This is a genomic window from Mesorhizobium sp. WSM4828 (assembly GCF_055811175.1).
The window spans coordinates 90,324-109,314 of the sequence record NZ_JBVVQK010000022.1 but is presented as its reverse complement, the minus strand read 5'-3'; the positions used below and the strand labels follow the sequence as shown (position 1 = coordinate 109,314).

Genomic DNA, 18,991 nt, shown 5'->3' with positions numbered 1-18,991 from the left:
CGGGTCGTTGGAGCCAATTAGCACCATACCCAGATTAGTAGCATAGCTGCCGGCACAAAGCAAGAACAAAATGTGGCACCGGCGGAAAAAAATGCACTGACGGCCTCGCACCCTCATCGGTGAACGGCTGGAAGGAGGGGCGAAAAAGGTGGGCCATTGCGTGAGACTTGCGTTGATGGGATGGTGATTGCGCTTGAGGGGAACGCGTCATGGGCAATGTCACCAGTCACTACGGCAGCGAGGGCAGCGACGACATCGTCGATCGCATATTGGCCGCGATCCCGGACGCCGACCCGGCCGGCAAACTCGCGGCCGCGCAACTCTATCCGTTCGATCAGTTCCATGGCCGCGAACTGATCGCCACGCAGGAGCATGCGGCCCGTCTTGCCCCTTCGCCGACAGATCGAATCCTGGATATCGGCAGCGGCATTGGCGGGCCGGCAAGGTTTCTGGCCTCGACCTATGGCTGCGAGGTCGACGGCATCGACCTGACTCTAGCCTTTGTCGCCGCGTCGAGCCGACTGACCGCACTCAGCGGACTGGCAGACAAGGTTCGCTTCCATCAGGCCGACGCGACGAAACTGCCTTTTGACGACAGCACCTTCGATGCGGCGATCTGCTTCTATGTCGGCATGAACATCGAGAATAAGGCCGCGGTCATCGACGAGGCCCGGCGCGTGCTGAAACCGCGAGGCAGGCTGATCTGGACCGAAGCCGTGCTCGCGGGTGGCGAGCCATACTATCCCGTGCCCTGGGCGGTTTCACCCGCGACCAGTCACCTCGCCGATCGGGAAACCTTGAAAACCCTGTTTGTCGATGCCGGATTTCGCATCGACGAAATCGTCGACGAAACCGGCGAACATGTTGAGCTGGCGCTGAAGAGAGCCAATTCCGGCATCGTGCCCTCGCCGGCCCAGCAGCAGGCAAATGAAGTCGTCATGGGCACGGAATTCCTGCAGCGCCGCCGCAACTACATCCGAAGCCTGAGTGACGGAAAGCTAGCCTCACTCGCCGTGATCGTCTCCAAACCGGCCTGAAACAAAAAACCCGCCTCGGCGGGCGGGTCGTTGGAGCCAATTGGCACCATACCCAAATTAGTAGCATAGCTGCCGGCACAAAGCAAGAACAAAATGTGGCGCGGCGGCAAAAAAATGCGATTTCCTTTGCCCGCCGCGAGGTTGTGCTCAAAAGACGGTCGCCAAGGTGGTGTTCCTTCGCGCCCCCTCTGTCCTGCCGGACATCTCCCCCACGAGGGGGGAGATCGGCAGCTTTGGCGGCAGCGCCTTTTTGCACCTACAAAATTGGCGAAAGCGGCAATGACAGCCAATCTCCCCACTAGAGGGGGAGATGTCCGGCAGGACAGAGGGGGGCGCTGTCCCGCCGACTTCACGGAAGGCAGCTCACGTAACGTTTGATCTAAAAGGAAGCCTGAAACAAAAAACCCGCCTCAGCGGGCGGGTCGTTGGAGCCAATTAGCACCATACCCAAGTCAGTAGCATAGCTGCCGGCACAAAGCAAGAACAAAATACGTTATGACTCGCAAAAAGCACGAAGACCCGTTCCTTGCCGCATCGGAAGGTGGTTGGCGAAGCACACCGGGAAGTCCGACGAGACGGCGCCGTCCGGATCAGAACAGGCATTGGCGCGTTTGAACCCTAGCCAATGGGAGCAAAGCCATGAACGTCGCCAATCTGCAACTCGAAGGCCTGCTTATGGCCATCGCATCGATCAATCAGGTCCTGGTCCGCAAGGGCGTGCTCTCCGTCGAGGAGATAGACATCGCCTTGCGCAAGGCCGAAGCCAGCGAGACCAACGAGGAAAGGTCCGAGGGCATGTCGGCGTCGAGCCGCGATGCCGTCAACTTCCCGATCCGACTGCTGGAGTTGGCCAATCAATGTCAGCCGGAGACGGACATGCCGTCCTTCTCGAAACTGGCGCGCATGGTCGGCCAGATCAAGGAACCTTACAACGACCAGATGTGACGCAGCGATCAGAACTGCCGCCGCTATCGGAACGACGCGCCAGGCCGGCAGGCTAGCGCCCCTGCAGGATCTTGATCACCTTGCTGTTGTCGGCGGTCGGTGAGGACAGCCTGCGGTAGTCCGCATAAGTTAGCCTGCCATTTGCAACGGCATTATAGAGCCGATTACAGAATGCGCTATCGTGCTTGGCGACACTGACATTCATGAACGCCGCGAAAGTCTTTCTTTCGGCGAGCGGGGTGGACCTCTCGCGTGCAATGCATTCGTTGATCGCCGTGCGCTTGGTGACAGGGCTGCCTTCAAGCGTGGCATGCATCGTGTTGAATTCGCCTTCGGTCAACGTTGTGCAGCCGGCAAGCAGTGACGCGCCGATCATGGCGGCAGCAAAACGCGTGGCGATGTTCATGAATTCCCCCTCAAGACCCGTGTCTTGCTTAGCCCGCGGAAAGTTGGAAGTACAGAGGGGAATGCAGGCGCATCTACTAAAAGCATAAACCTCGAACGCTCGTACTTTAGCTGTCGCTTTTATTGCGCTCGACCTGCGGATGGCCGGAATGACGGTACCCGGCCGCTCTCGATCGTCACGACGATGCTGATGCGGATCGTGCTGCCGATCTGGCCCTGGTCGCGGTCATAGACCCGACCGCCATTGTCGCAGCCACCCTTCTGAGCGCCTTTGCGGAACGCCGGATCCAAAATTCCGGATCACCCCCTGCCAAGCCTCAGCGCCAGGACGCGGCCCGGCCCGTGCACGGCGGCGAACAGCAGCCCGGCCAGGAAGGTGAAGTGATCGACGAAGAAGCCGAACTCCGCCTGGTTGCCGGCCCAGTGCGACGGCCCGTGGAAGGCGAAGCCCAGGAACAGCACATAGGCGCCTGCGACGAGTGCTGCCCAGGAGAAGAAGGCGCCGGTCAGGAAGCATAGGACGAGGACGACCTCGAGCAGGGCTGCGCACCAGGCCAGGAACAGCGGGAATGGAAACCCGGCCGCCGCGATATAGCCGGCGGTGGCGCCGATATCGACGAATTTGAAGATGACGGCCATCAGGAAGACGGCAGCGAAGATCAGGCGGGCGATAAGGATTGCCGCGGTCTGCCACGGCGACTGGACGGTTGATTGAGCGGTTTCCAAGGTCATGATGTCCTCCCAAGAGTTACGTGGTTGTGCCCCAAGGACGCACCACCGGCCGCAAGCCCGACATCATCCCCCGAAAAACCTGAGAGATACAAGCGCGGGGCGAGGAGGCCTTGCAGGATTGGGTTCCTCGCCCAGTGGAGGCAGGGCGCATATGGGCAAGTGCCCTCACCCGGATTGCCAACCGAATTGCGAAGGGCAATTCGGGGCAATCCGACCTCTCCCCGAGAGGAGAGGAGGTCGCCTGCGTTGGTGCCAGGCTCTTCTCCCCAGCGGCGAGAAGGTGGCCGCGAAGCGGCCGGATGAGGGGGACCCCCGTATGCGATTGCCCGCCTCTATTGGGGCGAGCAACCAGGTTCAGGACTACCTCACCTTGGCCCCTGGCTGGCTGATCGGCTCCCGCACCGTTCCATACTGGCTGCCCCAGCGGTCGGTCATCGCCCAGCGTATGTCCCAGAGTTCCGGGAAGAAGCGGTGGCGGGCGCCGGCCTCCAGCAATTCGACCGGCCGGCCTTTCAGCGATTTCGCGCCGAGGCCGATCGTGCGGTGGATGAGGTAGAGGTGGTTGGCACGGAATTTCTGGAACAGCTCGTCGAACTCGACCAGCGCTTCGGCCACGACATAGCTGTCGCCGTGATCGTAGCCGGCATCGTAGACGTCCTCGACCGAGAGGCCGCGGCCGTCGAGGTAGGACGTCTTGAAGGCTCGCCACAGATCGGGCGGCAGGCGCAGCAGCTGCTTGAAGCCCGGTGATTCCTGGCCGCTGCCATTGCCGAGCTGCAGCCGGATCTGCTGGTACTCCTTCGGCGACATGGTTTCGAGCAGGTCGAGCTGCGCCGTCATCAGCCGCATCAGCCGGTGCACGCGCGCCATCAGCGTGACGATGCGATGCGTGTCCTGCCTTTCCAGGAAATCGACGACATCGACCAGCGTGTAGGCGATGAGCTTCATCCACAGCTCCTCGACCTGGTGAACGATCTGGAACTGCAGCTCGTCGGCATTCACCATCTCGGCCAGCGGCTTCTGGCAGGCAAGCAGGCTGTCGCATTTGAGGTAGACGCCATAGTCGCGCATCTCAGGCTTTTCGATGCGGGCATAATAGTCCTGCTTATCCATGGCCATGCTCCTTGCCGCGGCCGCCGGGCCGCAGGCGCTTGTTGGATCCCGGTCGCTTGAGTCTAATCGCTTTCTTGCCGAACATTGTCCCTTTCTGTTATTCGATTGGCAGGAAACGAAGGACGAAAGTTGTCTCTGAAGCAGATTGGAAGAACGAATGATGCTGGATGCGGTCGACCGGAAGATCGTCGCGGCGCTCGAACGCGAGGCCCGCATCTCCTTTGCCGCGCTCGCCGATGAGGTCGGCTTGAGCAAGACGCCGTGCTGGAAGCGGGTCAAGACGCTGGAGGACGCCGGCGTCATCCGCGGCTACTCGACCCTGATCGACCCGGCCAAGCTCGGCTTCGGCATCGAAGCCTTCATCCAGGTGTCGATCGATTTCGAACTGTCGGACGCCTTCGAGGCGGCGGTCAAAAAGCATCCGCTGATCCGCCGCTGCCACGCCACGACAGGCGAGGCCGATTATCTCCTGCAGATCGTCACCGTCGACATGATGGCGCTCGACAGGATGCTGCGCGAGGAGCTCAGCCGGCTGCCCGGCGTGCGGCGCACGATCACCTCGATGGCGATGCGCGAGATCAAGGGCGGCATCTCGTTCGCCAATGCCGTCGGGCATACGCAGACCAAGCGATAGACCGGTCAGGCCCTGGTCATCAATTCGCGTCCCAGCCGCTTCGGTTGCTCGGCGCGCAGAACCACATTTGTCGTCACCGTGCCGTAGTGGCCGATGCTGTCGACGATGCTTTCAAGATCGGGCGGTGACGGGACCACGACCTTGACCAGAAAACAGTCCTCGCCGGTCACCCGCAGCACCTCGACCACCTCCGGCAATTGGGCGAACTTCTTCAGGCAGGCCTGGATATGCACATGCGTGGTGCGCAGGCGGATGACCGCCATGGTGCCGAGCCCGAGCGCTGCCGAATTGATCACCGCCTTGTAGCCGGTGATGACGCCGCGCTCCTCCAGCCGCTTCACCCGTTCCGAGGTGGCGGGCTGGGACAGGCCGACGCGGCGGCCAAGCTCGGAGATGCCGATGCGGCCGTCCTCCTGCATGATCTCGATGATCGCCAGATCGGTGGGATCGAGCCTTGGCCGATAATCGCTGTTTCGCATGATCGCCTTTAATCCATCGGATTTCTTCGCTGCTTTCCGATGACCTCTCATTCCGCCGCCCGGGAGAAGACCTAGAATTGCACGCGCCGCATCAGGAAAGAAGGGCTTCGCATGACCGACTTCATCATTGTGCCGGGCATCGGCGGATCGGGCAAAGCCCATTGGCAGACGCATTGGCAGCAGGCAAACCCGGCGATGCGTCGGTTCAACCCGGCGAGTTGGGACGCGCCGGATTTCGACGACTGGGTGGCTGCGCTGGACACCGCTGTAGGCCTGGCAAAGACACCACCCGTGCTCGTCGCCCATAGCCTCGGCTGTCTGCTCGTCGTACACTGGCAGCGGATCTCCACCCGCGAGATCAGCGGCGCGTTGCTGGTCGCGGTTCCGGACCCGGCGTCGCCGGCCTTCCCCTCCTCCGCCCTGGCCTTCGCCGACGCGCCGCAGCAACGGCTTCGCTTTCCGTCGCTGATTGTCGCCAGCACCAACGATCCCTACGGCTCGCTGGACTATGTCAGGGCGAACTCCGAGCGCTGGGGCAGCGATCTCCATATCGCCGGGCCGCTTGGCCACATCAATGGCGACAGCGGTCTCGGCGACTGGCCGGCGGGAACGGAACTGCTGGCGGCTTTTCTCAGGAAAACGCAAGCAATCGCCCAAGGCGCCGTGCTTCAGCCGTGACCGCACCGGGAACGGCTACCGCGCCGCCGCCCTGACCTGGTTTGTGCGCCGCGACGCCGCGCCTCAGTTCGCTGCTGCGGCGGGCGTGCTGAGTTCGAGGAACGGCACTGTCGAACCCGGGATCATCGACTTCGGCAACTCCCCGTCCCACTTCTCGGCTTTGGTCAGTTCGACCAGCAGCGGATTGTTGGCAAGTGCCGCGGCGCGGGCTTTGATGGCTTCCGCGGTCGCATCGCCTTCGACCCTGGTCTTGTAGGCGCTGGCCTCGGCTTCGGCCTTGACGCTGTCGGCGCGGCCCTTGGCCTGGGTGACGGCGATGTCGGCCTTGATCTTTTCCTGCTGCAGGTTCTGTTCCTGCTTCTGCACCTCGACCTGCGCCGTCATTCTGGCTTCGACCGCCTGCTCGTAGGCGTCGGAGAAATCGATGTTCTCGACCTGCACGCTGTCGATCATCACCGGGCCGTCGGTTACCGCCGCGATGGCCTCGGCGACATCCTTGTTGAACTTCGCCCGGTTCTGGATCACCGACACCGCGTCGTACTGGCCGAACACCGTCTTGATCTCCTGCGGTGCTTTCCTGGCAATGACACGGTCGGCCAGTGCCTCGATCGACCCGTAATTGGTGTAGACGTTGCTGACTTCGGCGGCCGGCACGTGGAAGTTGACGGTGACGCGCATGTCGGCCGGCTGCTGGTCGCGCGAATAGGCCTGCATGGCCGGCAGGCCGCTGCAATCGTTCTGGTTCTCGCAGCCCCATTTGAGCACCTGCTGGCGCAGGCTGATCTTCTCGACGCGCTGCAGCCACGGCAGCTTGAAATGCAGTCCGGGATCGACGACCGAACTCAGCGCTCCGTTGGTCAAGAGCACGCCGCGGTCGCCCTGGTCGATCGTATACCAGGACCCAAACAGCGCAAAGACGCCGAGCGCTACGATGACGAGTGCGATCAGGCCGGAACCGATCGACCCCGATGCCGCCCCCGGCTTGCCCTGCGGACGGCTTGAACTGCCTTGCGTTTCGGTCATTGCCCCACCCCAACCTGATTGCCCGTGCTGCTTTTGCCCACAATAGTGGCGGCATTGCAATCCTCCGGATACGGAAGGACCTTCGCGCCGGCCGGCCGGACCGGCGGGGTGGTTCAGGCTGGCTAGCGGATTTCCCCTGCAGTCGCGGCAGCGGGCAGGTGCGCGTTGCCTGGCGTCTCCTTCTGCCGTTCGGCATCGCTTTTGCGCTTCGGGCAATCCTCGTAGTCGTGGTCGCGCCCGCCGCAGTAGGAGCAGCATTTTGCCGGCGCGTCGGAGCGAAGCATGGTTGGCATGCACAAGAATGCACTAAACCCGACAGATTGCGAAGGCTTGCGCACCGGCAAGGTCGATTTCGCCACGGAACCGCTGCTGCCGCATGAAAGTTATCTGCTCATTGCAACCGGAGCACAGGACATGGCCGACGACCCGAACCGCTACGAGACCGGAGCGAGGAAATATCCGGCAAAGACGAGCCCCGACGCTGCCGACGAATTCTCGCAGGATGCGGCCGGCAACAAGCCACCGCCCGGCGGCATGGGATTGACCAGGCCGGCTGACGATTTCGACGACAAGACCCGGCATTCGGAGGGCCAGAACCCGCCCCGCGCAGCGATCCGGCCAGACGACAAGGCCACCGCCAAGAAGTCCGGCAAGGACGCAAGACGATGAACGTCGCCAATCTCCAGCTCGAAGGACTGATGATGGCGATCGCGGCCGTCAACAACGCGCTGGTCCACAAGGGCCTATTATCGGTCGACGAGGTCGACATCGCGTTGCGCCGGGCCGAGGCGGCGATGACCAGCGACGAGCGTCTCTATGAAGACATGTCGCCATCCAACCGCGACGCCGTCTGCTTTCCGCTCAGGCTGCTGCAGGCGGCCAACAATGCCCAGGGTGAAACCGGCGTACCGTCCTTTGCCGAACTGGCCAGGATGGTCGGCCGGACCAAGGAGCCCTATAACGACCAGATGTGATGGAGGACGCCATGGCCGACGACAAATCCAAGACCAAGCAGGATCGCAAACTGGTCTCCAGCGAAGAGCCTTACGAGGTCGCTGCTTTTGCCCGCAAATACGGCATACCGCAAAGCGAGGCCGCAACCATCATCAAGCGTTACGGCCCCTCGAGGAGGAAGCTCGACGCCCATATGGCCAGCCGCAACGCCTGATCCAAATTTTGGCGGCGGCCTCCGTTCACGCCAGAAGCGTCCCTGCCCCTGCCGCCTTGTCGAGCGTATCGGCACCATCGGCCCGGTGCGGGCCGCTGCTCGCGCGTCGCGGCTGCGGGATTCAACGCCTGGTTTTGACAGCCGCGGAATACTCTCGCGGCGCAACAACTCATTTACCTCGACACTGTACCAGTCCGGTGAGCAAAGCCGGGGGTCGGATGCAGGAACAACTATTGCGCTACGAATGTGTCATGGAGCCGAACGGCCGATGGATGGTGTGGGACATCGTTCATGATCTGCCGGCGCAATTTTCGGAAATCGCGCTGATCGGCCTGAGTCGTCGTGAAGCGGTTTCGCTCTGCCGGCTGCTCAACGAGACGAGCCGTTCCGAGATGCGGCAGAGCCGGGCCTCCTGAGAAGCGCTTGCGTCTCAGGCCTGCCCAAGCTCGGGGGATTTACATGCGATCGACAATATTCGGTCTGGTCCTGCTGCTGCCGGCCGCCGCCCTGGCGGAGCCGATCGAGACGCAGAAGATCATCACGGCGGCGACCGGCGACTGGAACGGCGACGGTGCCGCCGATCTGGCGATGATCGTCGAGACCGAGCCCGGCCATCCCATGGACCTGCATTTGTTCCTCAGGGACGGCGACGGCGATTTTCTCAGACCTGCCGGGGTCGTGCATGAACAGATTTACGGTGAATGGAAGAACTACGACCGGCCAGGCCCCGCCACATCCGACACCGAGCCAGAACTCACCGCGCTCCCCAACGGCTCGATCAAGCTCTATATCCCGGCGATGGAGATCGGCAGCGAGCGGACCAACAAGACGCTGACGCTCGCCTGGCGCAATGGCACGTTCGTCGTCGCCGGTTTCGCCTACGAGTATTGGGATTACATGGACGACAATGTTGCCGGCGACTGCGACTACAATGTGCTGACCGGCAAGGGCAAAAGCAGCAAGAAACTGGCGGACGGCACCACCAGGCAAGCGACCGTATCGGTCGAAGGCAAGGTCATCCCATTTGCGGAATGGACCCCGGGCACTGGCTTCAGCGCGTGCGGAGAGTGAGAGGTTTCGGTTGCCTCACTGCAGCGGCGGCTTCCACAGCAGGCTGTTGCGATCGGCGGACTTGACGCGCAGCCAGGTTTCGCGGCCGTCGCGCAGCACCCGGAGCGGGATCTCGGCGCCCGCCGGGCCGCTCTTCCAAAGCTTGCGATAAAAATCGGCGAGCCCGTCGACCGCCGTGTCGCGGACATCCGAGATGACATCGCCCTGGCGAAGGCCCGCCTGGGCGGCCGGACCGCCCTCGGCGACGCTCATTACCACGACCTTGCCGTCGCTCTCGGCCGAGAAGGCGCCGAGCCAGGGCCGCGGCGGCCTGGCGACCTGCCCGCGCGTCAGCAGATCGTCGAGGATGGGCGGCAGCAGATCGATCGGCACAACCATGTTGATGTCGGCGACCTCGCCGTTGCGGCTCATCTGCAGGCGCAGCGAACCGATGCCGAGCAGCCTGCCATCCGCGCCGATCAGGCCGGCGCCGCCCCATGAGGGGTGAGCCGGCGCCGTGAAGATCGCCTCGTCGAGCAGATATTCCCAATAGCCGGCGAACTCCTGCTTGGTGACGATCCGCGCCCGCACCGAGCGGCCGACGCCGTCGGCGAGCACGACGGGATCGCCGATCTTCGCCCTGGACGCATCGCCGAGTGCAATGGCGGGCAGCCCGAGCGGCGCCAGCGCCTGCACCAGGCCGAAGCCCGACTCCTGGTCGTACGCGAGCGCATGGGCGGGAACCACGCGCCCGTCCTGGTCGGCCAGCCAGACCTCCTCCGCTTCGGTGATGAGATAGCCGATGGTGAGCACCAGCCCGTCGCCGCGGATGACCACGCCGCTGCCCTCGCGGCGGGTGCCAAGTGCGTTTGCCGTGAAGGCGTCCTCCGGCACGGTGGCGCGGACGGCCACGATGGATCGCAAAAGGGGTTCGATATTCATGCTTTGGTTCCTGGCAATGTTCGCAGGCTGATATGGGCTATAGGTATGGCGCAGGTGATCAGGCGCAAGGGGCCGGCGCCGCGCCGTTCGCGCCGGGGTTTTGCAACAGCGCCGGCAGCCCTATCTGTACCTACGGCTATCCGAAGCTGCCCTATGCAAAGTTCCTCCGCCATTACCCAAGTTGATACTCTGATATCCTCCCAACCCAACCCTTCCAAAGGCCTCCCGAATGAACGACTACGCAACGGACCAATACACGCCGCCAAAAGTCTGGACCTGGAACAAGCCAAATGGCGGCGCCTTCGCCAGCATCAACCGGCCGATCGCCGGCCCGACGCATGACAAGGAGCTGCCGGTCGGCAAGCATCCGCTGCAGCTTTATTCGCTGGCGACACCGAACGGCGTCAAGGTGACGATCATGCTGGAGGAACTTCTGGCGCTCGGCCACAGCGGCGCCGAATACGACGCCTGGCTTATCAGGATCAACGACGGCGACCAGTTCGGCAGCGGCTTCGTCGAGGTCAACCCCAACTCGAAGATCCCGGCCATGATGGACCGCAGTGGGAAAAAGCCGGTCCGCATCTTCGAATCCGGCTCGATCCTGCTCTACCTCGCCGAAAAATTCGGCGAATTCCTGCCGACGGAGCAGCCGGCTCGCGCCGAGACCCTGTCATGGCTGTTCTGGCAGATGGGCTCGGCGCCCTATCTCGGTGGCGGCTTCGGCCATTTCTACGCCTATGCGCCGACGAAGATCGAATATGCCATCGACCGCTTCGCCATGGAAACCAAGCGGCAGATGGACGTGCTCGACCGGCGCCTCGCCGAAAGCGAGTATTTAGGCGGCAGCGACTACACGATTGCCGACATTGCGGTGTGGCCCTGGTATGGCGGGCTGGCCAAGGGCCGCATGTATGACGATTCCGGCGAGTTCCTGCAGGTGGAGCAGTACAAGAACGTGCAGCGCTGGGCCGACGCCATCGACGCGCGGCCGGCGGTCAAGCGCGGCCGCATGGTCAACCGCACCTTCGGCGAGCCTTCGATGCAGCTGCACGAGCGCCATGACGCCAGCGATTTCGAGACGAAGACGCAAGACAAGCTCGCGGCGGCCAAAAGCTAAGCGGACGACGCGCCGATCTCCCGCCTTGTGGGGGAGATCGGGAGCTTCGGCTGGCCCGCCTCCACCGCCGCCATCCACAGCCGGTCGATGCTGGCCAGGAATTTCTCGTCGAGTTTGTCGAGGTGCTTCCAGTACATGCCATCCTCGAAGAAATAGCCGAGTTCCTTCTCGATCCTGTCGGCCTCCTCCGCCTGATCGAGCCGCAGCCCGGCAAGCATCTCCGCCTTCATTTCCGAAAGCTGCGAGGAAGAAAGCGCGCCGAGTTCATCGAGCGTCAGCCGCGGGAAGATCAGCCGGCTGCGGGGCAGGTCGGATAGGTTGACGCACAGGCAGCCGCGCCGAAGCGCATGGATGAGCAGGCGGGCCGACTTCGCCTCGAGATTGCGCAGGGTGACGTCGTTGCGCAGCGGATCGGCGCGGCCGACGCCGTAAAAATGCGTGTTGCCGGGCTGGTCGTAGATCATGTCGCAGCCAAGGAATGCCAGCACGTCCGGCTTCTGGCTGTGGATCGTCCAGTAGGCCGCCGTCATCGACATAGTGCCGCCGGCATAGACGAAGCCGCCAAAGCTGTTTTGCGCCGGCACGTAATGCGAGGCGCTGAAGATCTGCGCCTGCTGCAGGGGATCGCCTTGCGGCATCCGCTCCGCCGGGAAATCGCCGGCATGGACGAGGAAATCCCAGTCAGGGCGCACGCGCCAGGCGTTGTTGATGGCGACAATCTTGCCGAAGGCCTGCTTGGGCCAGGCCGCGCAGCGCACCACATCCGGGGCGCTGCCGATCAGCAAGATCACATTTGGCGTTCCGTCGATCACCACAACCCTCTCGACCGGCCGAAATGCGTCTCGATGCCGCCCGGTTGAACAGCTTTATAGCCTCAGCACCGCATCGAAACACCGGCCGGATTTAGGCTGACATCAACAAAAGCGAGCTTTGCCAGCCGATTGTAAAATGTGCCCCTAGGCACCGTCGTACAAGCAGCAGGCAGGTTTTCCCGCTAGCCCAAAAACGACGACATCAGTTGGGCGATATATATTAGTTGACTAAACTAGCGGAACGTCCAATGCACATTCCCAGAACCGAACATGTCCTGTCTAGACCATGATATCTATATGGGACATTACTACATAAGCTGAACGCGACCTCGACGGTTCGGCGGCTGCGCGCCCCCCTACTCCCCAGCAACCTCCCTGTACGCCCGCACCGCCCCATCCTGGCCACGTATCCGCCACGTCTCCCCCTCCCGGGCCTCGAGATAGGACTGGCCGAGCGGCACTTTCCCTCCGCCGTCCGGCAGGTCCAGCACGTAGACGGGATTGCAGATGCCCGACAGGCGCGCACGCAAGGCGCTGACCAGCGCCTGGCCCTCGGCGATCGTGGTGCGCCGGTGCGCCATGCCGCGCACGAGATCGCCGTGGTGCAGGTAATAGGGTTTGACGCCAAGGCGATACATCAGCTCGCGGCACAGCTCTTCCAGCACCTCCACCGTGTCGTTCACGCCTTTCAGCAGAACGCTCTGGTTCAGCAGCACGAAGCCGCCCTGCCGCAACGTGCGGCAGGCCCGCTCAGTCGCCTCGGTGATTTCGCGTGGGTGGTTGAAATGGGTGACGACGGTGACCATCAGTCGGCCTTGCAGGGCTTGAACCAGCCCGCCGGTGACGCGCGACGGCAGCGCGACGGGCACGCGAGTGTGGATGCGCAACAGCCGCACATGCTGGATCGCCTCGACGCGGGCACGGATTTCCGCCAGCGCCTTATCCGGCAAGGACAGCGGGTCGCCACCGGTCAGGATCACCTCGCGGATTTCCGGATGGGCCGCGATATAGGCGAAGGCTTCATCGAGAGCTTCGCGCGTATAGCCGCGGCCGATCGAGGTCAGCTGCTCCTTGCGAAAGCAGAACCGGCAATAGACCGCGCATTGATAGGTCGGGAACAACAGAACCCGGTCGGCATGTCGATGCGTCAATCTCGGCACGGGACTGAAGGGGTGGTCGGCGATCGGATCGTCGAGCTCGCCCTCCTGTTCTGCCAGTTCGTCGGGCGACGGGATGACCTGAAGCCGTATCGGATCGGCGGGGTCGTTCCAGTCGATCAGGTCGAGATAAGACTTGGGAATGCGAACCTTGTGGCGCGTGGCCGCGGCTTCGGCCGCCGCCCGCTCGGCCGGCGACAGCGGCAGCGAATCCAGATCGCCTATATGCCGCACGCCCTCGCGGACATCGTCCTGCCATGCGGCATCCGCCTCGCGAGCGCGCCGGTCATCGGCTGCCACGCCGGCCGCATCGACCGCCATGCCGGCGTCGGGGATGTCGGGATGTGAGGTCATCGCAGGCTCCTTGAATTTCGGGCCGGGGTACAGCATTGGAGCCAGGACTTGAAGGCAATAAGCGGTGTTTGGCCGGGTTGGAGGGCGCGGCAGGAAGCCACAACCGGCCACTGATCAGGACAATCGCCCACATCGCTGACGCAAAACATTAGCTTGCTCTTATATTAGCTTGAGCGTATACACATAAACGGCCGGTGATCTACCCCCCAACCGGTTAGGCTCGGCGCCAGTTCCCTCCCTACCCCTCAGGTCAACGACGCCGGGCCGCTCGGGGTCCGCCCGGTCGCCCGCGGTCGAGACCGGATCGTCGACCTCTTCGATGTCGATCATTCCCCCTCCTCAACCAGTACCCAAAACACCAGCTGACCCCATCGGCAATGCCCGCGTCTCTCGGCCTTCCCGTCGCCGGGCGTGGTCGCTAATCTCGGATCGCGAAAAAGCTGGAGAAGAGGGTATGGCGAACGACTTGTCGCCAAGGCTTTTGGCCATCGTCGATGCGCTGCCCTTGCGGCAGGGCATGCGAGTGCTGGAGATCGGCTGCGGACCGGGTGCCGCAGCGCGCGAGATCGCGCGCCGGATCGGCGACGGGCACGTGCTGGCGATCGACCGCTCGGCCAAGGCCATCGCACAGGCCGGGGCCGCCTCACGCGCCGAGATTGCGGCAGGCCGGCTGAGTCTTCGCCAGGTCGCCATCGAGGATTTCGAGTTGGAGGCGGACGAGAAGCACTTCGACATTGCCGTTGCGGTGCGCGTCGGCGCGCTGGACGGGCGTCATCCCGAAGCAGGAAAAATCGCCCTGCAACGGCTCGGCGCCGCGTTGACCGCGCAAGGCCGGCTGTTCATCGACGGCGGCGATCCGCTGCGCGAAATTGCGATACACGTCTGAGCAGCTCATGCTTTCGCTTCCGGAATCGAGCGCTAGGTAACCGTTAGCGGCAGAGCCGGCCTCAGCTCCGCAACCCCGGCGCCTCCTGCCCGGTGCGCTCGACATATTCGGTATAGCCGCCGCCATAGGTGTGGATGCCCTCGGGCGTCAGTTCCAGCACCCGGTTCGACAGCGCTGCCAGGAAATGGCGGTCGTGCGAGACGAACAGCATGGTCCCCTCGTACTGCGACAGCGCCGTGATCAGCATCTCCTTGGTGGCGATGTCGAGGTGGTTGGTCGGCTCGTCCAGCACCAGCAAATTGGGCGGGTCGAACAGCATCAACGCCATCACCAGCCGCGCCTTCTCGCCGCCCGACAGCACGCGGCATTTCTTCTCGATCTCGTCGCCGGAAAAGCCGAAGCAGCCGGCCAGTGCCCTGAGCGGCGCCTGACCGGCCTGCGGAAACGCGTCTTCCAGTGTCTGGAACACGGTGCGCTCGCCCTCCAGCACTTCCATGGCGTGCTGGGCGAAATAGCCCATCTTGACGCTGGGCCCGCGCGCCACCGTGCCATTGTCCGGCTCGGAAGCGCCAGCCACCAGCTTCAGCAGCGTCGACTTGCCGGCGCCGTTGACGCCCATGATGCACCAGCGCTCGCGGCGGCGCACCTGAAAATCCAATCCCTCGTAGATCGAGCGGCTGCCATAGCCCTTGTGCACGTTCTTCAGCGTCACCACGTCCTCGCCGCAGCGCGGCGCCGGCTGGAAATCGAACGACACCTTCTGGCGCCGCTTGGGCGGCTCGACACGGTCGATCTTGTCCAGCTTCTTCACCCGGCTCTGCACCTGGGCGGCATGCGAGGCACGTGCCTTGAAGCGCTCGATGAAGGCGATCTCCTTGGCCAGCATCGCCTGCTGGCGCTCGAACTGCGCCTGCTGCTGCCGGTCGGCAATCGCGCGCTGCTGCTGGTAGAATTCGTAGTTGCCGGAGTAAGCGGTCAGGGAACCGCCGTCGATCTCGACCACCTTGTTGACGATGCGGTTCATGAACTCGCGGTCGTGGGAGGTCATCAGCAGCGCACCGTCATAATTCTTCAGGAACTGCTCCAGCCAGATCAGGCTTTCGAGGTCGAGATGGTTGCTCGGTTCGTCGAGCAGCATGGCGTCGGGCCGCATCAAAAGGATCCTGGCCAGCGCCACGCGCATTTTCCAGCCGCCCGACAGCTTGCGGACGTCGCCGTCCATCGTCTCCTGGCTGAAGCCGAGGCCGTCCAGCACCTCGCGGGCACGCCCATCCAGCGCGTAGCCGTCGAGCTCCTCGAAGCGATGCTGTGCCTCGCCGTAGCGGGCGATGATCTCGTCCATTTCACCGGCGCAATCGGGATCGCCCATGGCATGCTCGAGTTCGCGCATCTCGGCCGCCACTTCGCTCACCGGCCCGGCGCCGTCCATCACTTCGGCAACGGCGCTGCGGCCGGACATGTCGCCGACATCCTGGCTGAAATAGCCGATGGTGACGCCGCGATCGACCGAGACCTGGCCTTCGTCGGGTTGCTCCTCGCCGTTGATCATGCGAAACAGCGTCGTCTTGCCGGCGCCGTTAGGCCCGACCAGCCCGACCTTCTCGCCCTTCTGCAACGCCGCGGAGGCTTCAATGAAGACGATCTGCCTGCCGTTCTGCTTGCTGATGCTTTCGAGACGAATCATGGTTTTCCGGGAAAGGCCAAAGGAGAGGTCCCGCGCCAATACGCGATAGGCCGCGCTTGCGGAAGCCCGCAAGTGGCGAGGCGCCCCGCGCCAAATTGTCTGAACCCTACTTGCGCATCGCCCGCCGGAATCGCTCGTCCAGCTGCTGGAACTCGGCAAAGAGCCTATCGCATGCCCGGCGACCCGCTTCGCATCGCATAGTCCGTGTTTGGTACAAACTGCCCTGCCGGTCCCTGCTGAGGTGATTGCAGGTTATGGCGGGATACGCCTGTTCGGTGGGCCTTGTGAAACTCCACTGCGTCAGCCCGTCAGCAGAAACGAACAGTTCGAAGCGCGATGAGGCAGCAACCCGACGCAAGGCTGGAGACGCCCTCACCTGCTTGACCAGATCCATTGCGTCAGCACCATGGAAACCGCACATCGTCGACGGCCCATGAGCGTCGCGGTGGATGCCTTCGTCCACCGTCTGGGCGTGCGAGGCGCCGTAGGTTGCGAGCATAATCGCGCCGACTATAAGAAATCTTCTCACTGGAGCTTCCCTATTGGCTACTGCATTCGGTCAACACGTTGGTTGCAGCAGGACCATCACCCGATCCGGCCGGTCACCTCATGGGCGCCGGCGGCGCGCCCGCCCTCAAGTCGCACCGGCTCGCCGCCCGGTCCCGATCTTGTCACTAAACCCAAGCGTGATATCTATCTCGTCCGATCGCCCTTCGCAAAGTAGCCGGCGGCCGGTGCACGATCACAGCCGGCCCGATGTCCCATCCTCGCCAAAAATCCCGGTTACCCAGTCGATGAACACGCGTACGCGCGGCGCGAGCTGGCGGTTCTGCGGGTAGAGCGCCGACAGCGGTGTCGGTGACGGCGGGTAGTCCGGCAGCACTTCGACAAGCGTGCCGCGTGCGAAATCCCCGGCGAAGCGGTAATGCGGCGCCTGCACCAGGCCGAAGCCGAGACGCGCCAGCTCCGCCATCGTGTCGGAGCCGTTGACCGTCACCCGGCTGGGCAGGCTGACATATCGCAACGCGCCGCCGACGGTGAATTCGAGCGGCATGACCTCGCCGGTTCGCGACGAGCGGAAGCCGACCATCAGATGGCCTTCGAGATCGTCGAGGGTTGCCGGCACGCCATGCTTTTCGAGATAGGCGGGGCTGGCGCAGGTGACTTCGCGCAATGTTGCCACCCGCCGCACGATCATGCCGCTGTCGGCCTGTTCGCCGGAACGCAGCACGCAGTCGATGCCCTCGCGCACCAGATCGACCAGCCGGTCGCCGTCGCCGATATGGAGGTCGATCCCGGGATAGCGGTCGAGGAATTCGGAGAGCCGCGGCAGGATGAAATGGCGGGCCATGAAGCCGTGCACGTCGATCCTCAAAAGGCCCTGCGGCTGCGCCGATTGAAAGCCGGCCTCGGCATCCTCGACATCGGCAAGGATGGCGAGGCAGCGCTGGTAATAGGCCTGGCCGTCCAACGTCGGCCTGACATGGCGCGTGGTGCGTTCGAGCAGCCTCACCCCCAGCCGCGCCTCGAGGTCCTTGATCGCCTCGGTCGCGGTCGATCGCGACATCGACAGATCGGCGGCCGCCGCGGTGAAGCTGCCGCGCTCGATCACACGGGCAAGCAGGCGCATCCGGTCGAGACTGTCCATCGCCATTGTTCGCCATATCCGAATGGTGTTGGCAAGTCCCGAGCGATTATCCCGCAGGATTTATCGCCTATTTTCAGCCGACAAGAATTGGAGAGCTGACATGGCTACGCGGAATGGAAAGGTGGCGCTGGTAACCGGCGCCTCGAAGGGTATCGGCGCCGAAATTGCCAGAAGGCTGGCACGCGACGGCTTTTCGGTCGTCGTCAACTATGCCAGGGGCGCCGAAGCCGCCGAAGGCGTGGTGCGCGGGATCGAGGCGGCAGGCGGCACGGCGATCGCCGTCCAGGCCGATGTCGGCGATCCCAAGGGCGCGGCGCATCTGTTCGACGCAGCCGAGCAGGCCTTTGGCGGCCTCGACGTGCTGGTCAACAATGCCGGCATCATGAAGCTCGCGCCGATCGCGCAGATGGACGACACCGGTTTCGAGCAGCAGGTCGCGGTGAATCTCGGTGGCGTCTTCCGCGGCATGCGCGAGGCCGCAAGAAGGCTGCGCGAGGGCGGCCGCATCATCAGCTTCTCGTCCAGCGTGGTCGGGCTCTACCAGCCGACCTACGGCGTTTACGCTGCCACCAAAGCCGGCGTCGAGGCGATGACCCATGTGCTGGCCAAGGAACTCGGGCCGCGCGGCATCACCGTCAATGTCGTGGCGCCGGGGCCGGTGGCCACCGATCTGTTCCTCGGAGGCAAGTCCGAGGCACTGGTCGAGACGATCACCAGGATGATCCCGCTCGGGCGGGTCGGCCAGCCTACCGACATCGCCGCCGTGGTGTCGTTCCTCGCCGGACCGGACAGTGGCTGGGTCAACGGCCAGGTGCTGCGCGCCAATGGCGGCACGGTCTGACTTTACCTCCACAACCAACAGGAAATCGACATCATGCCGTTTGCAAATTTCAAGGTGCCTGAGCGCGCGCTGTCCGTCGGACAGAAGGAGGACCTCGTCCACAAGACCACAGCCCTGTTCGTCGAGATGTTCGGCGAAGGCGTGCGCCCTTACACGATGGTGCTGATCGAGGAGGTCGCCGATGGCGGCTACGGCCGCGCCGACGTGGTGTTCACGATCCCTGGGGGAAGGACGTGAAGCTGCCGATCTCCTCCCTCGTGGGACCGTCAAGGGGGAGATTGCAGCT

At 63.5% G+C, this 18,991-nt stretch carries 25 protein-coding genes; 13 read left to right on the top strand and 12 right to left on the bottom strand.

Annotation, left to right across the window (positions count from 1 at the left end):
* Positions 1-209 precede the first annotated feature (209 nt).
* Positions 210-1,037 carry a class I SAM-dependent methyltransferase gene (locus AC0L2X_RS23175; protein WP_473560404.1) on the top strand — a complete coding sequence of 276 codons (828 nt, stop codon included), beginning with the start codon at positions 210-212 and terminating at the stop codon, positions 1,035-1,037.
* Between the two features lie 639 nt (positions 1,038-1,676).
* Positions 1,677-1,982 carry a hypothetical protein gene (locus AC0L2X_RS23170; RefSeq protein WP_023675713.1) on the top strand — a complete coding sequence of 102 codons (306 nt, stop codon included), beginning with the start codon at positions 1,677-1,679 and terminating at the stop codon, positions 1,980-1,982.
* A 52-nt stretch (positions 1,983-2,034) separates the two neighbouring features.
* Here the strand turns inward: AC0L2X_RS23170 and AC0L2X_RS23165 are convergent, their stop codons facing one another.
* The 3 genes from AC0L2X_RS23165 to AC0L2X_RS23155 form a co-directional block, all read right to left on the bottom strand.
* Positions 2,035-2,388, bottom strand: coding sequence for a hypothetical protein (locus AC0L2X_RS23165; RefSeq protein WP_352490967.1), 354 nt, complete (start codon positions 2,386-2,388; stop codon positions 2,035-2,037).
* A gap of 299 nt (positions 2,389-2,687) precedes the next feature.
* Positions 2,688-3,119 carry a DoxX family protein gene (locus tag AC0L2X_RS23160; RefSeq protein WP_254819626.1) on the bottom strand — a complete coding sequence of 144 codons (432 nt, stop codon included), beginning with the start codon at positions 3,117-3,119 and terminating at the stop codon, positions 2,688-2,690.
* 360 nt (positions 3,120-3,479) lie between these two features.
* Entirely contained in the window at positions 3,480-4,232 is a 753-nt protein-coding gene (locus tag AC0L2X_RS23155) for a tryptophan 2,3-dioxygenase family protein (protein ID WP_473560402.1), read from the bottom strand.
* Between the two features lie 157 nt (positions 4,233-4,389).
* Between AC0L2X_RS23155 and AC0L2X_RS23150 the strand changes: the two genes are divergently transcribed.
* A complete protein-coding gene (locus AC0L2X_RS23150; protein ID WP_473560401.1) occupies positions 4,390-4,866 on the top strand; it encodes an Lrp/AsnC family transcriptional regulator in 477 nt (158 codons plus the stop codon).
* 5 nt (positions 4,867-4,871) lie between these two features.
* Here AC0L2X_RS23150 and AC0L2X_RS23145 read toward each other — a convergent pair whose 3' ends face one another.
* Positions 4,872-5,345, bottom strand: a complete 474-nt coding sequence (locus tag AC0L2X_RS23145; protein ID WP_352490963.1) for an Lrp/AsnC family transcriptional regulator — start codon at positions 5,343-5,345, stop codon at positions 4,872-4,874.
* Between the two features lie 111 nt (positions 5,346-5,456).
* On the opposite strand from AC0L2X_RS23145, the gene AC0L2X_RS23140 reads away from it, so the two are divergent.
* A complete protein-coding gene (locus AC0L2X_RS23140) occupies positions 5,457-6,023 on the top strand; it encodes an RBBP9/YdeN family alpha/beta hydrolase (protein WP_473560398.1) in 567 nt (188 codons plus the stop codon).
* Between the two features lie 63 nt (positions 6,024-6,086).
* On the opposite strand, the gene AC0L2X_RS23135 is transcribed toward AC0L2X_RS23140, so the two are convergent.
* A complete protein-coding gene (locus tag AC0L2X_RS23135) occupies positions 6,087-7,046 on the bottom strand; it encodes a prohibitin family protein (RefSeq protein WP_473560396.1) in 960 nt (319 codons plus the stop codon).
* 122 nt (positions 7,047-7,168) lie between these two features.
* Complete coding sequence (locus tag AC0L2X_RS23130) at positions 7,169-7,330, bottom strand: hypothetical protein (RefSeq protein ID WP_473600400.1); 162 nt, start codon at positions 7,328-7,330, stop codon at positions 7,169-7,171.
* On the opposite strand from AC0L2X_RS23130, the gene AC0L2X_RS23125 reads away from it, so the two are divergent.
* The 5 genes from AC0L2X_RS23125 to AC0L2X_RS23105 all read left to right on the top strand — a co-directional run bounded on the left by AC0L2X_RS23125 (position 7,329) and on the right by AC0L2X_RS23105 (position 9,285).
* Positions 7,329-7,715 carry a hypothetical protein gene (locus AC0L2X_RS23125; protein WP_473560393.1) on the top strand — a complete coding sequence of 129 codons (387 nt, stop codon included), beginning with the start codon at positions 7,329-7,331 and terminating at the stop codon, positions 7,713-7,715. The two genes, AC0L2X_RS23130 and AC0L2X_RS23125, sit on opposite strands and share 2 nt — an antisense overlap.
* Positions 7,712-8,020 carry a hypothetical protein gene (locus tag AC0L2X_RS23120; protein ID WP_352661393.1) on the top strand — a complete coding sequence of 103 codons (309 nt, stop codon included), beginning with the start codon at positions 7,712-7,714 and terminating at the stop codon, positions 8,018-8,020. The genes AC0L2X_RS23125 and AC0L2X_RS23120 overlap by 4 nt, the downstream gene beginning before the upstream one ends.
* 11 nt (positions 8,021-8,031) lie before the next feature.
* Positions 8,032-8,214 carry a DUF3606 domain-containing protein gene (locus tag AC0L2X_RS23115; protein WP_352490958.1) on the top strand — a complete coding sequence of 61 codons (183 nt, stop codon included), beginning with the start codon at positions 8,032-8,034 and terminating at the stop codon, positions 8,212-8,214.
* Between the two features lie 251 nt (positions 8,215-8,465).
* Positions 8,466-8,630, top strand: coding sequence for a hypothetical protein (locus AC0L2X_RS23110; protein WP_352661396.1), 165 nt, complete (start codon positions 8,466-8,468; stop codon positions 8,628-8,630).
* Positions 8,631-8,673: 43 nt separating this feature from the next.
* On the top strand, positions 8,674-9,285 hold the full coding sequence (locus AC0L2X_RS23105) for a hypothetical protein (RefSeq protein WP_473560391.1): 612 nt from the start codon (positions 8,674-8,676) through the stop codon (positions 9,283-9,285).
* 15 nt (positions 9,286-9,300) lie between these two features.
* On the opposite strand, the gene AC0L2X_RS23100 is transcribed toward AC0L2X_RS23105, so the two are convergent.
* On the bottom strand, positions 9,301-10,206 hold the full coding sequence (locus AC0L2X_RS23100) for a S1C family serine protease (RefSeq protein WP_352564250.1): 906 nt from the start codon (positions 10,204-10,206) through the stop codon (positions 9,301-9,303).
* A 229-nt stretch (positions 10,207-10,435) separates the two neighbouring features.
* Between AC0L2X_RS23100 and yghU the strand changes: the two genes are divergently transcribed.
* Positions 10,436-11,323, top strand: coding sequence for a glutathione-dependent disulfide-bond oxidoreductase (gene yghU / locus AC0L2X_RS23095; protein ID WP_473560389.1), 888 nt, complete (start codon positions 10,436-10,438; stop codon positions 11,321-11,323).
* Here the strand turns inward: yghU and AC0L2X_RS23090 are convergent.
* The 3 genes from AC0L2X_RS23090 to AC0L2X_RS23080 all read right to left on the bottom strand — a co-directional run bounded on the left by AC0L2X_RS23090 (position 11,320) and on the right by AC0L2X_RS23080 (position 13,976).
* On the bottom strand, positions 11,320-12,114 hold the full coding sequence (locus AC0L2X_RS23090) for a hypothetical protein (RefSeq protein WP_473560388.1): 795 nt from the start codon (positions 12,112-12,114) through the stop codon (positions 11,320-11,322). The two genes, yghU and AC0L2X_RS23090, sit on opposite strands and share 4 nt — an antisense overlap.
* Positions 12,115-12,491: 377 nt before the next feature.
* On the bottom strand, positions 12,492-13,613 hold the full coding sequence (locus AC0L2X_RS23085) for a KamA family radical SAM protein (protein WP_473560411.1): 1,122 nt from the start codon (positions 13,611-13,613) through the stop codon (positions 12,492-12,494).
* A 192-nt stretch (positions 13,614-13,805) separates the two neighbouring features.
* Positions 13,806-13,976 carry a hypothetical protein gene (locus tag AC0L2X_RS23080; RefSeq protein ID WP_023675693.1) on the bottom strand — a complete coding sequence of 57 codons (171 nt, stop codon included), beginning with the start codon at positions 13,974-13,976 and terminating at the stop codon, positions 13,806-13,808.
* A 124-nt stretch (positions 13,977-14,100) separates the two neighbouring features.
* Here AC0L2X_RS23080 and AC0L2X_RS23075 point away from each other — a divergent pair, with 124 nt between their 5' ends.
* Positions 14,101-14,532 carry an SAM-dependent methyltransferase gene (locus AC0L2X_RS23075; RefSeq protein WP_473560386.1) on the top strand — a complete coding sequence of 144 codons (432 nt, stop codon included), beginning with the start codon at positions 14,101-14,103 and terminating at the stop codon, positions 14,530-14,532.
* Between the two features lie 61 nt (positions 14,533-14,593).
* On the opposite strand, the gene AC0L2X_RS23070 is transcribed toward AC0L2X_RS23075, so the two are convergent.
* Positions 14,594-16,216: an ABC-F family ATP-binding cassette domain-containing protein gene (locus AC0L2X_RS23070; RefSeq protein WP_473560384.1), complete on the bottom strand. Its 1,623-nt coding sequence runs from the start codon at positions 16,214-16,216 to the stop codon at positions 14,594-14,596.
* Between the two features lie 742 nt (positions 16,217-16,958).
* Positions 16,959-17,864: a LysR family transcriptional regulator gene (locus AC0L2X_RS23065; protein ID WP_473560409.1), complete on the bottom strand. Its 906-nt coding sequence runs from the start codon at positions 17,862-17,864 to the stop codon at positions 16,959-16,961.
* 100 nt (positions 17,865-17,964) lie between these two features.
* On the opposite strand from AC0L2X_RS23065, the gene AC0L2X_RS23060 reads away from it, so the two are divergent.
* Both AC0L2X_RS23060 and AC0L2X_RS23055 read left to right on the top strand, forming a co-directional pair.
* On the top strand, positions 17,965-18,705 hold the full coding sequence (locus tag AC0L2X_RS23060) for an SDR family oxidoreductase (protein WP_473560383.1): 741 nt from the start codon (positions 17,965-17,967) through the stop codon (positions 18,703-18,705).
* A gap of 33 nt (positions 18,706-18,738) precedes the next feature.
* Positions 18,739-18,942 (top strand): tautomerase family protein, encoded by a 204-nt coding sequence (locus AC0L2X_RS23055; RefSeq protein ID WP_473560381.1) that lies wholly within the window; start codon positions 18,739-18,741, stop codon positions 18,940-18,942.
* Positions 18,943-18,991 lie beyond the last annotated feature (49 nt).

What these genes read in the sequence shown, in the direction of transcription:
- AC0L2X_RS23080 (WP_023675693.1), bottom strand. Translation starts at nt 13,976, where the DNA reads ATGATCGACATCGAAGAGGTCGACGATCCGGTCTCGACCGCGGGCGAC.
- AC0L2X_RS23120 (WP_352661393.1), top strand. Translation starts at nt 7,712, where the DNA reads ATGAACGTCGCCAATCTCCAGCTCGAAGGACTGATGATGGCGATCGCG.
- AC0L2X_RS23085 (WP_473560411.1), bottom strand. Translation starts at nt 13,613, where the DNA reads ATGGCGGTCGATGCGGCCGGCGTGGCAGCCGATGACCGGCGCGCTCGC.
- AC0L2X_RS23175 (WP_473560404.1), top strand. Translation starts at nt 210, where the DNA reads ATGGGCAATGTCACCAGTCACTACGGCAGCGAGGGCAGCGACGACATC.
- AC0L2X_RS23155 (WP_473560402.1), bottom strand. Translation starts at nt 4,232, where the DNA reads ATGGATAAGCAGGACTATTATGCCCGCATCGAAAAGCCTGAGATGCGC.
- AC0L2X_RS23110 (WP_352661396.1), top strand. Translation starts at nt 8,466, where the DNA reads ATGGAGCCGAACGGCCGATGGATGGTGTGGGACATCGTTCATGATCTG.
- AC0L2X_RS23060 (WP_473560383.1), top strand. Translation starts at nt 17,965, where the DNA reads ATGGCTACGCGGAATGGAAAGGTGGCGCTGGTAACCGGCGCCTCGAAG.
- AC0L2X_RS23130 (WP_473600400.1), bottom strand. Translation starts at nt 7,330, where the DNA reads ATGCTTCGCTCCGACGCGCCGGCAAAATGCTGCTCCTACTGCGGCGGG.
- AC0L2X_RS23055 (WP_473560381.1), top strand. Translation starts at nt 18,739, where the DNA reads ATGCCGTTTGCAAATTTCAAGGTGCCTGAGCGCGCGCTGTCCGTCGGA.
- AC0L2X_RS23150 (WP_473560401.1), top strand. Translation starts at nt 4,390, where the DNA reads ATGATGCTGGATGCGGTCGACCGGAAGATCGTCGCGGCGCTCGAACGC.
- AC0L2X_RS23115 (WP_352490958.1), top strand. Translation starts at nt 8,032, where the DNA reads ATGGCCGACGACAAATCCAAGACCAAGCAGGATCGCAAACTGGTCTCC.
- AC0L2X_RS23145 (WP_352490963.1), bottom strand. Translation starts at nt 5,345, where the DNA reads ATGCGAAACAGCGATTATCGGCCAAGGCTCGATCCCACCGATCTGGCG.
- yghU (WP_473560389.1), top strand. Translation starts at nt 10,436, where the DNA reads ATGAACGACTACGCAACGGACCAATACACGCCGCCAAAAGTCTGGACC.
- AC0L2X_RS23125 (WP_473560393.1), top strand. Translation starts at nt 7,329, where the DNA reads ATGGTTGGCATGCACAAGAATGCACTAAACCCGACAGATTGCGAAGGC.
- AC0L2X_RS23100 (WP_352564250.1), bottom strand. Translation starts at nt 10,206, where the DNA reads ATGAATATCGAACCCCTTTTGCGATCCATCGTGGCCGTCCGCGCCACC.
- AC0L2X_RS23075 (WP_473560386.1), top strand. Translation starts at nt 14,101, where the DNA reads ATGGCGAACGACTTGTCGCCAAGGCTTTTGGCCATCGTCGATGCGCTG.
- AC0L2X_RS23105 (WP_473560391.1), top strand. Translation starts at nt 8,674, where the DNA reads ATGCGATCGACAATATTCGGTCTGGTCCTGCTGCTGCCGGCCGCCGCC.
- AC0L2X_RS23160 (WP_254819626.1), bottom strand. Translation starts at nt 3,119, where the DNA reads ATGACCTTGGAAACCGCTCAATCAACCGTCCAGTCGCCGTGGCAGACC.
- AC0L2X_RS23170 (WP_023675713.1), top strand. Translation starts at nt 1,677, where the DNA reads ATGAACGTCGCCAATCTGCAACTCGAAGGCCTGCTTATGGCCATCGCA.
- AC0L2X_RS23065 (WP_473560409.1), bottom strand. Translation starts at nt 17,864, where the DNA reads ATGGACAGTCTCGACCGGATGCGCCTGCTTGCCCGTGTGATCGAGCGC.
- AC0L2X_RS23135 (WP_473560396.1), bottom strand. Translation starts at nt 7,046, where the DNA reads ATGACCGAAACGCAAGGCAGTTCAAGCCGTCCGCAGGGCAAGCCGGGG.
- AC0L2X_RS23165 (WP_352490967.1), bottom strand. Translation starts at nt 2,388, where the DNA reads ATGAACATCGCCACGCGTTTTGCTGCCGCCATGATCGGCGCGTCACTG.
- AC0L2X_RS23070 (WP_473560384.1), bottom strand. Translation starts at nt 16,216, where the DNA reads ATGATTCGTCTCGAAAGCATCAGCAAGCAGAACGGCAGGCAGATCGTC.
- AC0L2X_RS23140 (WP_473560398.1), top strand. Translation starts at nt 5,457, where the DNA reads ATGACCGACTTCATCATTGTGCCGGGCATCGGCGGATCGGGCAAAGCC.